At 60.8% G+C, this 15,196-nt stretch carries 16 protein-coding genes; 10 read left to right on the forward strand and 6 right to left on the reverse strand.

What is annotated here, in order from left to right:
* The first annotated feature begins 90 nt into the window (after nt 1-90).
* From murI to QQG91_RS05555, 9 genes are all read left to right on the forward strand, one after another.
* Complete coding sequence (gene murI / locus QQG91_RS05515; RefSeq protein WP_285771969.1) at nt 91-903, forward strand: glutamate racemase; 813 nt, start codon at nt 91-93, stop codon at nt 901-903.
* A 66-nt stretch (nt 904-969) separates the two neighbouring features.
* Nucleotides 970-1,998: an N-acetyl-gamma-glutamyl-phosphate reductase gene (gene argC / locus QQG91_RS05520; RefSeq protein ID WP_285771970.1), complete on the forward strand. Its 1,029-nt coding sequence runs from the start codon at nt 970-972 to the stop codon at nt 1,996-1,998.
* Entirely contained in the window at nt 1,995-2,462 is a 468-nt protein-coding gene (gene ccmE / locus QQG91_RS05525) for a cytochrome c maturation protein CcmE (RefSeq protein WP_285771971.1), read from the forward strand. Before argC ends, ccmE begins: the two co-directional genes overlap by 4 nt.
* Nucleotides 2,463-2,505: 43 nt before the next feature.
* Nucleotides 2,506-3,117 carry a holin-associated N-acetylmuramidase gene (locus QQG91_RS05530; RefSeq protein WP_285771972.1) on the forward strand — a complete coding sequence of 204 codons (612 nt, stop codon included), beginning with the start codon at nt 2,506-2,508 and terminating at the stop codon, nt 3,115-3,117.
* Nucleotides 3,108-3,653, forward strand: a complete 546-nt coding sequence (locus tag QQG91_RS05535; protein WP_285771973.1) for a holin family protein — start codon at nt 3,108-3,110, stop codon at nt 3,651-3,653. The genes QQG91_RS05530 and QQG91_RS05535 overlap by 10 nt, the downstream gene beginning before the upstream one ends.
* Nucleotides 3,635-3,859 (forward strand): pseudouridine synthase, encoded by a 225-nt coding sequence (locus QQG91_RS05540; protein WP_285771974.1) that lies wholly within the window; start codon nt 3,635-3,637, stop codon nt 3,857-3,859. Before QQG91_RS05535 ends, QQG91_RS05540 begins: the two co-directional genes overlap by 19 nt.
* Before the next feature lie 70 nt (nt 3,860-3,929).
* Nucleotides 3,930-5,903, forward strand: a complete 1,974-nt coding sequence (locus QQG91_RS05545) for a heme lyase CcmF/NrfE family subunit (protein ID WP_285771975.1) — start codon at nt 3,930-3,932, stop codon at nt 5,901-5,903.
* Nucleotides 5,900-6,346, forward strand: a complete 447-nt coding sequence (locus tag QQG91_RS05550) for a cytochrome c-type biogenesis protein (RefSeq protein WP_285771976.1) — start codon at nt 5,900-5,902, stop codon at nt 6,344-6,346. The genes QQG91_RS05545 and QQG91_RS05550 overlap by 4 nt, the downstream gene beginning before the upstream one ends.
* A 72-nt stretch (nt 6,347-6,418) precedes the next feature.
* Nucleotides 6,419-7,195 (forward strand): enoyl-CoA hydratase-related protein, encoded by a 777-nt coding sequence (locus tag QQG91_RS05555; RefSeq protein ID WP_285771977.1) that lies wholly within the window; start codon nt 6,419-6,421, stop codon nt 7,193-7,195.
* Here the strand turns inward: QQG91_RS05555 and QQG91_RS05560 are convergent.
* The 3 genes from QQG91_RS05560 to gltX form a co-directional block, all read right to left on the reverse strand.
* Nucleotides 7,192-7,698, reverse strand: a complete 507-nt coding sequence (locus QQG91_RS05560; RefSeq protein WP_285771978.1) for a DUF2087 domain-containing protein — start codon at nt 7,696-7,698, stop codon at nt 7,192-7,194. The two genes, QQG91_RS05555 and QQG91_RS05560, sit on opposite strands and share 4 nt — an antisense overlap.
* 213 nt (nt 7,699-7,911) lie before the next feature.
* Complete coding sequence (locus tag QQG91_RS05565; RefSeq protein ID WP_285771979.1) at nt 7,912-9,207, reverse strand: citrate synthase; 1,296 nt, start codon at nt 9,205-9,207, stop codon at nt 7,912-7,914.
* A 95-nt stretch (nt 9,208-9,302) separates the two neighbouring features.
* Entirely contained in the window at nt 9,303-10,703 is a 1,401-nt protein-coding gene (gltX, locus tag QQG91_RS05570; RefSeq protein WP_285771980.1) for a glutamate--tRNA ligase, read from the reverse strand.
* A gap of 71 nt (nt 10,704-10,774) precedes the next feature.
* On the opposite strand from gltX, the gene QQG91_RS05575 reads away from it, so the two are divergent.
* A complete protein-coding gene (locus tag QQG91_RS05575) occupies nt 10,775-12,811 on the forward strand; it encodes a ComEC/Rec2 family competence protein (protein WP_285771981.1) in 2,037 nt (678 codons plus the stop codon).
* On the opposite strand, the gene lexA is transcribed toward QQG91_RS05575, so the two are convergent.
* From lexA to moaC, 3 genes are all read right to left on the reverse strand, one after another.
* The gene (gene lexA, locus QQG91_RS05580) at nt 12,768-13,466 is read right to left on the reverse strand and encodes a transcriptional repressor LexA (protein WP_285771982.1); all 699 of its coding nucleotides are present in this window, start codon (nt 13,464-13,466) and stop codon (nt 12,768-12,770) included. The genes QQG91_RS05575 and lexA overlap by 44 nt on opposite strands.
* A gap of 84 nt (nt 13,467-13,550) precedes the next feature.
* Entirely contained in the window at nt 13,551-14,723 is a 1,173-nt protein-coding gene (locus QQG91_RS05585) for a molybdopterin molybdotransferase MoeA (RefSeq protein WP_285771983.1), read from the reverse strand.
* Nucleotides 14,720-15,196: a cyclic pyranopterin monophosphate synthase MoaC gene (gene moaC, locus QQG91_RS05590; RefSeq protein ID WP_285771984.1), complete on the reverse strand. Its 477-nt coding sequence runs from the start codon at nt 15,194-15,196 to the stop codon at nt 14,720-14,722. Before moaC ends, QQG91_RS05585 begins: the two co-directional genes overlap by 4 nt.

The raw sequence follows: 15,196 nt of genomic DNA on the forward strand, positions 1-15,196 counted from the left end.
GGCGGATGGATTTCCGCTGCAAAGGGTCTTATGTGTTGGAAAACACCCCAGCGTTTGCGGGGGACTCGTGAGGCAGGATCGGAAAATATTATGGCTGTCGGTGTATTTGATAGCGGGCTTGGCGGATTGACGGTGCTCAACGCACTCGAAAAACGTTTGCCCGATGTTCCCTTTGTCTATTTCGGCGACAACAAGCACGCGCCCTATGGCGTGCGCGATGCCGATGACGTCTATAACCTGACCACCGCTGCCGTCGAACGGCTCTGGGAGGCAGGCTGCGATCTTGTGATCCTTGCGTGCAACACCGCAAGCGCTGCAGCGCTGCGCCGGATGCAGGAAAGCTGGATTCCCCGCGAAAAGCGCGTGCTTGGCGTCTTTGTGCCTCTGATAGAGGCTTTGACCGAACGGCAATGGGGCGACAACTCGCCGCCGCGCGAGGTTGCGGTCAAACATGTGGCACTCTTTGCGACCCCCGCCACCGTGCGCAGCCGTGCCTTCCAGCGCGAGCTTGCGTTTCGCGCCATCGGCGTGGATGTCGAAGCGCAAGCCTGTGGCGGTGTCGTCGATGCGATCGAAGAAGGCGATATGATCCTTGCCGAAGCTTTGGTGCGCAGCCATGTCGAAGCGCTCCAGCGCAAAATGCCGAGCCCCGATGCCGCGATCCTCGGCTGCACCCATTATCCGATCATGGAAGAGGTGTTCCAGGACGCGCTGGGCGCGGATGTCAAAGTGTTCTCCCAAGCCAATATCGTGGCTGAAAGCTTTGCCGATTACCTTGCCCGCCGCCCCGAATTCATCGGCTCGGGCACCCAGAGCATGTTCCTCACCACGGGCGATCCGAAAAAGGTCTCGGCCCGTGCGACCCAGTTCATGCGCCGCAAGGTCGAGTTCCAATCCGCGTGATGCGTCAACCTTTCGCGTTGCGAGACCCGCAACCGATGACTACCTCTGTCCCAAAGGGGAAAACGAATGAGCTATAACGTCGCTATTCTTGGTGCTTCCGGCTACACCGGCGCAGAGCTGGTGCGGATCATCGCGACACATCCCGACCTCAAGATTGCGGCGCTTTCCGCCGACCGCAAAGCGGGCATGGAGATGGCCGATGTGTTTCCGCATCTGCGCCACATCGACCTTCCCAAGCTTTGCACCATCGACGAGATCGACTTTTCGGGCATTGATCTGGCCTTTGCGGCGCTTCCGCACGGTCTGAGCCAAGCGCTCGTGCGTGATCTGCCCGAGACCGTCAAGGTCGTGGACCTTGGTGCCGATTTCCGTCTGCGTGATCCTGCGGAATACGAAAAATGGTATGGTGCGCCGCATGTGGCGGTCGAGTTGCAGAAAGAGGCCGTTTACGGTCTGACCGAATTCTATCGCGACGATATCAAGTCCGCGCGACTGGTTGCGGGGACGGGGTGTAACGCGGCCACCGTTCAATTCGCACTCCGCCCGCTGATTGCGGCGGGTGTGATCGATCTTGACGACATCATCTGCGATCTCAAGAACGGAATTTCGGGCGCAGGCCGCAGCCTCAAGGAAAACATGCTCTTTGCCGAGCGTTCGACCGATGTTGCCGGTTATTCCCAAGGCGGCAAGCACCGTCACCTTGGCGAATTCGATCAGGAGTTTTCGCTGATTGCGGGCCGCAAGGTCGAGATCATGTTCACGCCGCACCTCGTGCCCGTCAATCGCGGCATTCTGGCAAGCTGCTATCTCAAGGGTGACCCCGAAGCGATGCACGCCGCTCTTGTCGCCCAATACAAGGACGAGCCGTTCATCGAAGTGCTGCCCTTTGGCAAACTGCCCTCGATGGGCAATGTGACGGGATCGAACTTCTGCTTCCTTGGCGTCACGGGCGACCGGATCAAGGGCCGCGGCCTTGTCGTCTCGACGCTCGACAACCTCAACAAAGGCTCATCGGGGCAGGCGGTGCAAAACGCCAACCTGATGCTCGGCCTTCCCGAAACAGCGGGCTTGATGCTCGCGCCGGTATTCCCATGAGTGGTCTCAAATCCCTTAAAAAACGCCGCCGCGTCCAGATCATCGTTCTGGCCTTTGTCGCTCTGGCCGTTTCGACGGGCCTGATCGGCTATGCGATGCGCGACGGGATCAACTTCTTCCGTTCGCCCAGCCAGATCGTTGCCGAGCCGCCCGCTGCGAACGAGGTGTTCCGCGTCGGCGGTCTTGTCGAAGAGGGCACGCTTGTGCGCGGCGAAGGCGAGACCGTAACATTTAGCGTCACAGACGGAGGCGCATCGATTCCCGTTGCCTATAAGGGGATTCTCCCCGACCTTTTCGAAGAGGGTCAGGGCATGGTCGGGCAGGGCCGCTATGTGGAGGGTGTCTTCCAAGCGACTGAAATCCTTGCCAAACATGACGAGACCTATATGCCCAAAGAGGTGATCGACGCGCTCAAGGAACAGGGCGTTTACGTCGAGCCGGACGCTGCTGCAGCGACCAATTAACCTTTGAATGTGATGCTTGGTCCCATCAACTTGGGGACCGAGCATGACACACATCCAAGACATCGCAAAAGAAATCGTCGCCCGAGAAGGCGGCTTTGTCGACGATCCCGATGATCCGGGCGGCGCAACGAACCAGGGCGTGACCTTGGGCACGCTGAGGCGCTTGGGGCGCGATCTGAACGCCGACGGGCGCATCGACAAATCCGACGTGCGGGCTATGACGCCCGAATTGGCGGCCGACATTTTCCTCGAACATTATTTCCATGCGCCGCGTATTTCGCAGCTTCCCGAGGCGCTTCAGCCTTCGGTCTTCGACATGTATGTGAACGCGGGGGGACAGGCGATCCGCATTCTCCAGCGGCTTTTGGTGCAGATGGGCGAGAGCATTGCCGTGGATGGCGCCATCGGGCCGCAGACCATCGCGGCGACCGAACGCGCGTTCCGCGCTGCGGGCACGCTTTTCGTCGATGCCTACGGGATCGAACGGCGCAATTACTACTACGCTCTGGCCGATCGCCGAGCGCCTTTGCGTAAATTCGCGCGGCGGCGGGATGGCGGCAAGGGCGGCTGGATCACCCGCGCCGAAGCGTTCATTTCCACCCGCTTTCACCTGACGGAAGATCAACATAATCAGAGGGTTGCGCAATGGGCCTAATGGGAAAACTCCTTGACGTTCTCTTTGGCGGAGGGCGCAATGCCATTGTCGAAACGGCGGGCATTTTCCGCGAAAACGCCGAAAAAGGCGCAGACCGAGAGGCGGCGATGCGCGCCCAAGCGCTGGCGCAATATGCCGCCGAGTTCGGTCAGCCCCGCGTCGGGCTTTTTGATCGGGTGATCGACGGGCTCAACCGTCTTCCGCGTCCCATTCTTGCCTTTGGCACCATCGGGCTTTTCGTCATGGCGATGAGCGATCCGGTCTGGTTTGCGGGGCGGATGCAGGGCATCGTCCTTGTGCCCGAACCGATGTGGTGGCTCATGGGGGCGATCATCAGCTTCTACTTCGGCGCCCGTCATCAGGCAAAGGCGCAGGATTTCCAGACGTCAGTTCTTCAAACGGCTGGGATGGCGGGCGAGGTGAGGGCGCGGGTCGAGGCGCTTGACGCTTTGCAGGTGCCGTTGCCGCTTGAAGCGGCGACCCTCGCCGAACCAGGTCGCAACGCCGCGCTCGAGGAATGGAGGGCGAAACAGTGACCGAGCCTTGGAACCAGATCGCAGAGCGCAGGATCGGTGCGCTCGAAACCCATTGCGCCGTTGAAGAGGTCCACCGCCTCTCGGTCGAGGCGCGACTTGCCGCGATCGAAGATACGCTCAAATGGTTGGTGCGGTTGATCGTCGGGGCTTTTGTGACGGCTCTTATGGGAATTGCCTTCAGCGGCATGTTCATCGTCGGGACCTGAGGCCAGTGGTCGCGGGTCTCCTCGCTCCAAATTGATTGGGCCTTATCAACGAATGCGGTAAACAGAATACATGATAGCAGAACTCGGACATTTTTCGCTGATTCTGGCCTTCGGCATCGCCTTGGTCCAGATGATTGTTCCCATGATCGGTGCCCACAAAGGGTGGCGCAACTGGATGGCCGTCGGCGACCCCGCCGCGGTGTCCCAATTACTCTTGGTCGGGGTGGCCTTTGCCGCTTTGACCTATTCCTTTGTGGTCTCGGATTTTTCGCTTCGGCTCGTGGTGCTCAACTCGCACAGCGCCAAGCCGATGCTCTATAAAATCTCGGGGGTTTGGGGCAACCACGAGGGGTCGATGCTCCTCTGGCTCTTGATCCTCACGCTCTTCGGGGCCTGTGCCGTGTTCTTTGGCGGCAATCTTCCCGCAACGCTCAAGGCGCGGGTCTTGGCTGTGCAATCCACGGTTTCAGTTGCCTTCTATCTCTTTATCCTGCTCACCTCGAACCCGTTCATCCGTCTCGAAGTGCCGCCCTTTGACGGTCAGGATCTCAACCCGCTCTTGCAGGACCCCGGTCTCGCCTTCCATCCGCCGTTCCTCTATCTCGGCTATGTCGGACTTTCGATGGCGTTCTCTTTTGCAGTCGCCGCTCTGATCGAAGGGCGCGTCGATGCGGCTTGGGCTCGCTGGGTGCGTCCGTGGACGCTTGCTGCTTGGGTCTTTCTGACCATCGGGATCGCGCTTGGCTCTTGGTGGGCCTATTACGAGCTGGGCTGGGGCGGTTTCTGGTTCTGGGACCCTGTCGAAAACGCCTCCTTCATGCCTTGGCTTCTGGCAGCGGCGCTCCTCCATTCCGCGATTGTCGTTGAAAAGCGCGAGGCGCTCAAAAGCTGGACGATCCTGCTTGCCATTCTTGCTTTCGGCTTTTCGCTTCTGGGCACCTTTATCGTGCGTTCGGGGGTGATCACTTCGGTGCACGCCTTTGCCAATGATCCCGAGCGCGGGGTCTTTATCCTTGCGATCCTGTTCGTGTTTGTCGGGGGTGCGCTCACGCTCTATGCCCTGTGCGCTGGCGCGATGGAGGCCAAGGGCGTCTTTTCCCTTGTGAGCCGCGAGTCCGCACTTGTGGTGAACAACATCCTGCTCGCCGTCTCGGCCTTTGTCGTCTTTATCGGGACGATCTGGCCGCTTGTCGCCGAAATGACCATGGGCCGTGCGCTTTCGGTCGGTGCACCCTTCTTCAACGCGGCCTTTACGCCCTTTATGGTGGTGCTGGCGCTTGTCCTGCCGCTGGGTGCGGTCCTTGCGTGGAAACGCGGGAGCATGGGGCGCGCCTTCAAGGAGATGACCCCGATTGCGATCCTGTCGGTGGCTTTGGGCGCGCTTGTCTTTGCGCTCCAGACCGGCAAGAGCGCGCTTGGCCCCGTGGGTGTCATGCTCGGTCTCTGGGTTGTTCTGGGGGCGCTCTATGATCTCTGGGCGCGTTCGGGGCGTCAGGGCATTGCTGCGCGTCTTGCCCGCATGACCCGTATGCCGCGTGCCGACTGGGGCAAGGCCACCGCCCATATCGGCCTTGGCGTCACCATCTTTGCAATCGCGGGTCTTACGGCTTGGGAACAAGAGGACATCCGCACGGCGCAGGTCGGCGTGCCCTTTACCGTTGGGGCCTATGACATCACGCTCGACGGGGTCGAGCGGGTTCAGGGTCCGAACTACATCTCGACGATGGCGACGATGACGGTTCGCAGCGGGGCGGATGTCGTCGCGGTGCTCACGCCTGAAAAGCGTGTCTATCCTGTGGCCGCTATGCCGACGACCGAAGCCTCGATCCGCAACGGGTTCCTGAGTGATATCTATCTGGTGATCGGTGATCCCCAGAGCGACGGCGGTTACGCCGTGCGCACCTATATCAAACCCTTTGCCAACTGGATCTGGGGCGGCTGTATCCTCATGGCACTCGGCGGGTTCATCTCTTTGACGGATCGGCGTTTGCGCGTGGCTGCGGGTGCCGCCAAATCCAAAACCAGAGCGGTGCCTGCGGAATGAAGCGTTTTCTGATCCTTCTCGCCTTTCTCGCAACACCGCTCTACGCGGTGCAGCCCGACGAAATCCTCTCTGACCCCGCGCTCGAAGCGCGGGCGCGCGAGATTTCCCAAGGCCTGCGCTGCCCTGTGTGCCAGAACGAAAACATCGACGATTCCAACGCGCCGATTTCGCGCGAATTGCGCATCCTGCTTCGTGAGCGTCTTGTCGAAGGCGATACCGATCAGGAAGTAGTCGATTTCATCGTCGCGCGGTATGGCGAATACGTCCTGCTCGAACCTGTGAAATCGGGCGCAAATCTCATCTTGTGGTGGGCCGCACCCCTGATGCTGGTGCTGGCAGGCGGGATCGGTTTTGTCACCGTGCGCAATCGCGCCACCGCCAAGCCCGAGGATGATTTGAGCGAAGACGAGCAAAAAAGACTTCGGGAAATTCTCGACGCTTGACGTTCGGTTTCGCTTCACCTGCGGGAGCGATCCTGTAGTCTGCTACCTGTAATGGTTTCAGCGGGGGCGGGTATGCAGTATCACGCGATTACACTCGAGCAGTCGGACGGCGTGGCGGTGATCACGCTGAACCGTCCGGAGCGAATGAATTCGCTCAACACCCTGATGCGCTCCGAGATCCGCGATGCGTTCGAGAAAATGGGCACCCAAGCGCGGGTGATCATGCTTACGGGAGCAGCGCCCGCCTTTTGTGCGGGGCAGGATCTGGCCGATGGCGGCAATGCCGCCGACCTTGATCTCGAAGCGGTGCTGCGTGACGAATATGTGCCGATGCTGAACGCGATCTACGACTGCCCCGTGCCGACGATAGCGGCGGTCAATGGCGCGGCTGTGGGGGCAGGGGCGAACCTTGCGCTTGCCTGTGATGTGGTGATGGCCGCCGAGAGCGCCTATTTCACCCAAGCCTTTACCAAAATCGCACTGATCCCCGATGCGGGCGGGACCTATTACCTTCCGCGTCAGATCGGGCTTGCCCGCGCGATGGGCGCGGCTCTGTTCGCCGACAAGATCAGCGCTGCCACGGCGCGCGACTGGGGCATGATCTACGAGACCGCTCAGGATGCCGAATTCGAGGCCCATTGGCGCAAACGTGCGGCCCAGCTCGCCCAAGGACCAAGTCGAACCTATGGCCTTGTCAAAGAGGCGCTGAGGGCCTCGCTCAACAACACGCTCGAAGAGCAGTTGGTGCTCGAGGCCCGACTTCAGGGCGAAGCGGGCAAGACGCGCGATTTCCGCGAGGGCGTCCAAGCCTTTCTCGAAAAACGCGCGCCCAAGTTCGAGGGACGCTAGCCGCGTCCCTTGAGCCGCCTAATGAGCGCCTGCGCCTCGGGGGGCGGGGCTTTTTCGACTTTGCGATAGGCCGACCCGTTCGGCGTGCGCGTCATCAACCCGTGATCGATCAACTCGCGGCGCAAGAGAACATGATCGCCAAAGGTATTTCCGTCGATCAGGATCGCATTGACCTCGGGTTCGCTGAGTTCTTTGCGCGGCATACGCGACCAGAACACCCAGAGCGAAAGTGCCCTGATCGAGTATTTCTTGGGCCAATGGTGCATCCGCCCCTGCGCGTCAAAAACACGAAGCGCTTCCTTGAGGCGTTTTTCGTTAAGCTCGATCTCGCCCGTGAGTTCGGCGCGCAGATGTTGATAGTTCTGATAGCCCGCCGCCTTGGCAACCAGCCCCAGAAACTGGGCATGGGTCGGAAAAGGATCGCTGCCTTCGAGAGAGGCGCGGAGCGTTTTGGAAAAGACCGAGATGTCGGCCACGGTAAATGGAATCACATCGCGTGACATAGCACTTGCTTTCTCGTGTGCGCGTGGGTCCCGAAAGGACCTTCGATGGTCGCCCTTGTCGATTGGCACGAAAGAGGTGCAATCAAACTTTATGAAAGCAGGTTTAGCGTGGTCTTGCGACCGGCGACGCCTTGGTGAACTGCGGACCGTAGGACGATCCTAGCGCAGGCATCGGAAAAAGAAAAGGCCGCCCGAAGGCGGCCCGATCCTGAATTAGCGTTCGTCTACCGGAACATACTTGCGAAGGTTTTCGCCGAGGAAAAGCTGGCGCGGGCGGCCGATCTTCATCTGCGGATCACCAAGCTGTTCTTTCCACTGCGAAATCCAGCCGACGGTGCGCGAAAGCGCAAAGATCGGGGTGAACATCGAGGTCGGGAAACCCATCGCTTCGAGGATGATGCCCGAATAGAAGTCGACGTTCGGGAACAGCTTCTTCTCGATGAAATAGGGGTCCGAGAGTGCGATCTTTTCAAGCTCTTTGGCGACCTGAAGAAGCGGGTTGTCTTCGACGCCGAGAAGCTCGAGCACCTCGTCAGCCGACTCTTTCATCACGATGGCGCGCGGGTCCATGTTCTTGTAGACGCGGTGGCCGAAGCCCATGAGACGGAACGGGTCGTTCTTGTCCTTGGCGCGGGCGATGAATTCGGGAATGCGGTCAACGGTGCCGATTTCCTTGAGCATCTCGAGGCAGGCCTGGTTGGCGCCGCCGTGTGCGGGACCCCAAAGGCAGGCGATACCTGCAGCGATACAGGCAAAGGGGTTCGCGCCCGAAGACGAGGCAAGACGCACGGTCGAGGTCGAGGCGTTCTGCTCGTGGTCGGCGTGAAGCGTGAAGATACGGTCCATCGCACGGGCAAGGATCGGATCGACTTTGTAGTCCTCGGCGGGAACGGCAAAGCACATGTGGATGAAGTTCGCCGCATAATCGAGATCGTTGCGCGGATAGACGAACGGCTGGCCGATCGAATACTTATAGGCCATCGCAGCAATCGTCGGCATCTTGGCGATAAGACGGTGCGAGGCGACTTCGCGCTGACGCTCGTCGCTGACATCGGTGGAGTCGTGATAGAAGGCGGACATTGCGCCGACGACGCCGACCATGGTTGCCATCGGGTGGCTGTCACGACGGAACCCACGGAAGAAATAGTGCATCTGCTCGTGGATCATCGTGTGACGGGTGATCGTCGTTTCGAACTTTTCCATCTCGGCGCGGGTCGGCAGCTCACCGTAGAGGAGAAGGTAGCAAACTTCGAGATAATGCGACTTGCTTGCCAGATCTTCGATCGAATAGCCGCGATGCTGAAGCTCGCCCTTGTCGCCGTCGATATAGGTGATGGTCGAGTCGCAGGCCGCGGTCGAGGTGAAGCCCGGATCATAGGTGAACACACCCGCTTGGGCATAGAGCTTGCGGATGTCGATTACATCAGGCCCCGAAGTGGGCGACAGGATCGGAAGTTCATAGTCCTTGCCGTCGATCGTCAGTTTCGCAGTCTTATTGGTATCGGCCATCACTTTTCCCTCTAAAAGGCCCGAAGCGCAGGATCGCGTCCTCGGGGTGCGTTTACTCGGTCCAGCTTCCGTTAACGTCCGTCAAGGACGCCAGATTAGCCGACCACATCCTTTAGACGGTTGATAGTCTCATCCCGTCCGATGACAAGCATCATATCGAACACACTGGGTGTGACGGAACGTCCTGCAAGCGCGGCCCGAAGCGGTCCAGCAAGCTTGCCGAGTTTGGTTCCGTGGGCCTCCGCAACAGCGGCAACAACCCCCTCCAGTGCCTCGCGCTCCCAGCTAGCATTTTGCAGCTGCGGCGTCAATTCATTCAGTATACCACGGGATACAGTATCGAGCGCCGCTTGCGCCTTCTCGTCAAGCTCGAGCGGACGTTTTGCAAGGATAAAGTGAGCCTTTTCAAGAAGTTCGGGGAATGTCTTGGCGCGCTCCTTGAGGCAGTACATACCTTTGGCAAGCAAAGCTTTATCGCTATCATCAAGCTGAATTTCACCGCTTGCTTCGGTAAAAGCGGTCAATTCTTGCAGCAATGCAGCATCGTCCGAGGCGGCAATGTGCTGACCGCAGAGGTTTTCGAGCTTCTTGAAGTCGAAACGCGAGGGAGATTTACCGATTCCACCAAGGTCGAACCACTCCATCGCTTGGGCATCGCTGAAAAATTCATCATCCCCGTGGCTCCAGCCTAGACGGGCGAGATAGTTGCGCATACCGGCAGCGGGATACCCCATGCCTTGATATTCCTCGACACCCGTCGCGCCATGGCGCTTGGAGAGTTTCTTGCCGTCCGGCCCGAAAATCAGAGGGATATGGGCATAGACGGGAAGCGGCCAGCCCATCGCTTCGTAAACGAGCATCTGGCGTGCAGCGTTGTTGAGGTGGTCGTCACCGCGGATCACATGGGTGACGCCCATGTCGTGGTCATCGACTACAACGGCAAGCATATAGGTGGGCGTGCCGTCCGAGCGCAGCACGATCATATCATCGAGCTGGTCGTTGCGGATGGTCACATCGCCCTGCACCTGATCACGGATCACGGTCGTGCCGTCCTGCGGCGCCTTCATACGGATGACATAGGGCGCGTCGGGGTGGGTTGCGGGGTCTGCGTCACGCCACGGGCTGCGATAAAGGGTCGAACGTCCTTCTTCCTTGGCCTGATCGCGGAAGGCCTGAATCTCGTCCTGCGTGGCAAAGCACTTATAGGCATGGCCCTTGGCCAGCATCTCGTGCGCAACTTCGGCGTGGCGGCCTGCGCGCTCGAATTGGCTTACCGCTTCGCCGTCATAGTCGAGACCGAGCCACTCCATGCCGCGCAGGATCGCATCGGTGGCTTCGGGGGTCGAGCGTTCGCGGTCGGTGTCTTCGATCCGCAAGAGGAACTTGCCTCCGCGTCCACGGGCAAAGAGCCAGTTGAAGAGCGCGGTGCGCGCGGTTCCGATGTGCATATAGCCGGTGGGCGAGGGCGCGATGCGCGTAACGACGGGAGCGGACATGACTTAACCTTTCGTGAACCTGGATCGGCTTAGCGTGGGGATACTAAGCCACCGAACAAAGGACAAGTGCGGTGAAGGATGCAATCGCACATGCGTGGAGGCGCCAGCGGGGCACGATGCTCTATTGGCAGGTTATTTCCTATGCCTGCGGGATCGGAGTGTTCTTTGCACTTCGGGTGGAGCCGTCGGTCTGGATGCTGGTTTTGCCTGCGGCGGTCTGTGGCGTGGTTTCTTTGGCCGTGATGGGACGCGATTGGCAGGGGTGGGTCTTTGTGACGTCCTTTGCCGCCTATGGATTCGCGGCGGCGGGTCTGTCGGCCTATCTCGCCGCCGCCCCTGTGCTCGGGTTTCGCTATTACGGCCCCGTCGAGGGGCGGATCGTCGAGATCGACAAATCCCAGTCGGACGCGGTGCGGCTGACCCTCGACCATGTGGTTCTGGCATGGATGGACCCGCAAAAGACACCCGAGCGGGTGCGGGTGTCACTCCACGGGGATCAACGATGGATAGACCCCAAGCCCGGCGTCTATGTCGGGATGACCGCGCATCTGTCGCCGCCCTCGGGTCCGATCGAGCCTCATGGTTTTGATTTTCGCCGAAGTGCGTGGTTCGATCGGCTTGGGGCGGTGGGCTATACACGCACCCCCGCGCTCGCGCTGCGCGAAGGCGAAGGCGCGGGGCTCGGCCTTTATCGGTTCCGCCAGAGCGTTGCGGCATGGCTGCGCGCACGGATGGACGGCGAGGCAGGGGATGTCGCAGCGGCGCTCATCGTCGGCGACCGAAGCGGTCTTGATCCCCGAACGCTCGAAGAGCTTCGTGCCACCAACCTCGCGCATCTTCTGGCGATATCGGGGCTGCATATGGGGCTTTTGACGGGGCTAGTCTTTGGCACTTTGAGGCTTTTCTTGGTGGTGCTACCTTGGATGCCGCCCGAGTGGAGCGCGAAAAAGGGGGCCGCCATCGGCGCTCTGGCGGTCGGAGCGCTTTATCTCGCGGTTTCAGGGGCCAATGTGGCAACGCAGCGGGCCTTTGTCATGGTCGCGCTGGTCTTTGGCGCGATACTTCTGGATCGGCGCGCTTTGACGCTCCGAACGGTGGCGATTGCGGGGCTGATCGTGCTTTCGCTCTCGCCCGTGGCCCTGACGGGGCCGGGGTTCCAGATGTCCTTTGCCGCGACGACCGCGCTTGTGGCCGTCTTTGCCGAAGCGAACGGGCGCCTTCGACGTTTGAATCGGCTGTTGCGTTGGCCTGTGACGCTCTTGACCTCGTCGCTGGTCGCAGGGCTTGCCACCGCGCCCTTCGGAGCGGCGCATTTCAATATGGTCTCGCACTACGGGCTTGTGGCCAATCTTGTCTCGGTGCCTCTGATGGGGTTGGTCATTATGCCCGCCGCGCTTGCCGCTTTTGTCCTTTTGCCGTTCGGCGCAGAGGGTGTCGCACTCGCCGTGATGGCGGCGGGGATCGACTGGATCCTTGGTGTTGCACATCACGTCGCAGGGCTGGAGGGTGCGACATCGGGAGTGATCGCGCCGATGCCTTGGGTGCTGCCGCTTGTCGGAGTGGGGGGGCTGCTTCTCCTTGTGATCCGAGGGCCGCTGCGCGGGATCGGGCTTGTGCCGCTTTTGGTGGCGGCACTGCTTTGGGCCCAGACCGAGCGACCCGCCCTATTGATCAGCGATACGGGCGGATTGATCGGGGTTCTCGGACCCGAGGGGCGCGCCCTCAGCAAAGGGCGGGGTGATGGCTTTTCCGCCGAAGGCTGGCTCGAGAATGACGGGATGCCCCGCGCGCAGGAGGAAGCCCCCCTGATCGCGCAGGAGCGCACGCGCGTCTGGCGCGTCGGGGTCGGCGCGACAGAGGTGCTGCTCGTCAGTGGAAAGACCGCACTTTTGGCGCTCGAGGGTTGCGGCGGGGCGCAGATCCTTGTGACCAATCAGAGGGATAGCGCGGACCGCCCCTGTCGCGTCTTTGACCAAAGGGCATTGTCCGAGACAGGAGCCCTTGCCATCTCGGGCAACGGCGTCCTGACCTCGGTGCGGGATATCAGCGGGGAAAGGCTCTGGACTAGTAGGAGCGGATCAGACCGACAAGACGGCCCTGAACCTTGACCTGATCCTCGCGCAGAACGCGGGTTTCATAGGCGGGGTTGGCCGCTTCGAGCGCGATCATCCCGTTCTGGCGGCGGAACCGCTTGAGGGTGGCTTCGCTGTCTTCGACCAGAGCGACAACGATGTCGCCGTTGTCGGCGGTGCGCGTCTCGCGGATGATCACAACGTCACCGTCATTGATCCCAAGATCGATCATCGAGTCGCCCTTGACCTCGAGCGCATAGTGCTCGCCTTTGCCCAGCATCGAGGCGGGCACGGCCACATTGTGCGACACTTCGGAAATGGCGGCGATCGGCACACCCGCTGCGATGCGGCCCATCACGGGAAGCTCCATCGCGCCGACGCTCTCGACCTGTTTCGCTTTGGGGGGAATGCTGTCGGGGCGATCCCCTTCGATCACGCGCGGAGTGAACCCGCGGGCTTCGGTCTTGCCTTGCATCGTGTCGGGCAGCTTGACGATTTCAAGCGCACGGGCGCGATGGGCCAAACGGCGGATAAAGCCGCGCTCTTCCAGAGCAGTGATCAAACGGTGAATGCCCGATTTCGACCGAAGATCGAGCGCCTCTTTCATTTCGTCGAACGACGGGGGCACACCGTCCTTTTGGACGCGCTTGTGGATGAACTCCAAAAGGTCGAGCTGTTTTTTGGTCAGCATGGAGGAACTCCCTCGAACATAGGCGGCAACTGCTCCGCGTTTGCATTATGTTCTACAGGTGTTCTTGCTTTGTGTCAACTTGGATCAAATTGTAATGATCTCGACCTCTTCGCCTTCCGCTCGGGCAGGATCGCGGGGTGCGCGTACGACGAGGCAGTTAGAGGCCGCAAGGACGCTCAGGAGCGAGCTGTCCTGATTGTCCGCGACCGTTACGCGGCCCCGCGCCAGCGTCCCGCGCATATAATGTTCGCGCGGCCCATTCGCGCCGATGGGCGCGGCAAGGGTCGCGATCTGGCGCGGAACAGGCGATGTGCCGAGGCCGAGAACGGCTCTGAGGTAGGGAATAATGAAGATTTCGTTGCAGACCATCGCCGAAACGGGATTGCCCGGAAGTCCGATCATCGTCGCGCCGTCGATCCGCCCTGCCATGAGCGGCTTTCCCGGACGCATCGCGATTTTGTAGAAGGCGCGTTCAAGGCCCATGTCTTCGGCCACGCGGCCGACAAGATCATAATCCCCGACCGAGGCTCCCCCGATGGTGATGACAAGATCCGCACCTTTGGCAAGCAAGAGCGTTTGCCGCAGCGCGCTTTCGGTGTCCTTGGCAATCGGCAAGAGCCGGACACGGGCTCCGAATTGGGTCAACCGCGCCGCGATGCCATAGTTGTTCGAGGCGATGATCTGATCGGGCGCAGGGGTTTCCCCCGGTTGGACAAGCTCGTCCCCTGTGGCGATGATCGCAACCTCTGGGCGGCGGACAACAGGCACACGCGCGATGTTCATCGCCGCCAGAAGGGCGATATCGGCGGCACCGAGGATGCGCGGCGCTCCGAGCGTATCGCCTTCGTGAAAATCCCCGCCGGCGGGGCGCACGTTGCTGTCGAACTCGAGCTTTTCGGTCAGTGTGATCGTGTCACCGTCGCGCGCGGTATCTTCCTGAATGACCACGTGGTCGGTGCCTTCGGGCATGGGGGCGCCCGTGAAAATGCGCACGGCGTGGCCTTCGGGGACCTTGCCCGCAAAGGCGTGACCTGCGGCGCTTTCCCCGATCAGGGTGAACGTCGCGCCGACTTTTACGTCGCGTCCGCGCACCGCATAGCCGTCCATGGCCGAGGCCGAAAACGGCGGCTGGGTGCGCCGCGCTTTGACATCCGAGGCCAGCACGCGGCCCATGGCGTCCAGAAGAGGCACCTCTTCGCTGTCGAGCGGTTTTGCCAGATCGAAAAGCTTTTCAAGGGCCTCCGCGACGCTGATCATTCGGCTTCATACCTTCCCGATTTGCCGCCGTCCTTGAGCGTGACGCGGATCCCGCCGATCACCATGTCCTTTTGCACGGCCTTGACCATGTCGTGAACGGTGAGGGCCGCAACGCTCACGGCAGTGAGGGCCTCCATCTCGACGCCCGTTTTGCCTGTGGTTTTCACCGTGGCCGAGATGCGCACGCCAGGAAGCGTATCATCGGGGGTGAGATCGACGGTCACTTTGGTGATCGGGAGCGGATGACACAGCGGGATCAGGGTCGAAGTCTGTTTCGCCGCCATGATCCCCGCCAGCCGCGCGATGCCGAGGACATCGCCCTTTTCGGCGCGTCCCTCGGCCACGAGCGCAAAGGTCGCGGGGTTCATCGTGATATAGCCTTCGGCGACGGCGACGCGAGAGGTGATCTCTTTGTCTGAAACGTCGACCATATGGGCTTTGCCGCCCTCGTCGAAATGGGTAAGGCCCGACAT

The sequence above is a fragment of the Marivivens sp. LCG002 genome (genome assembly GCF_030264275.1).
Classification (GTDB): domain Bacteria; phylum Pseudomonadota; class Alphaproteobacteria; order Rhodobacterales; family Rhodobacteraceae; genus Marivivens.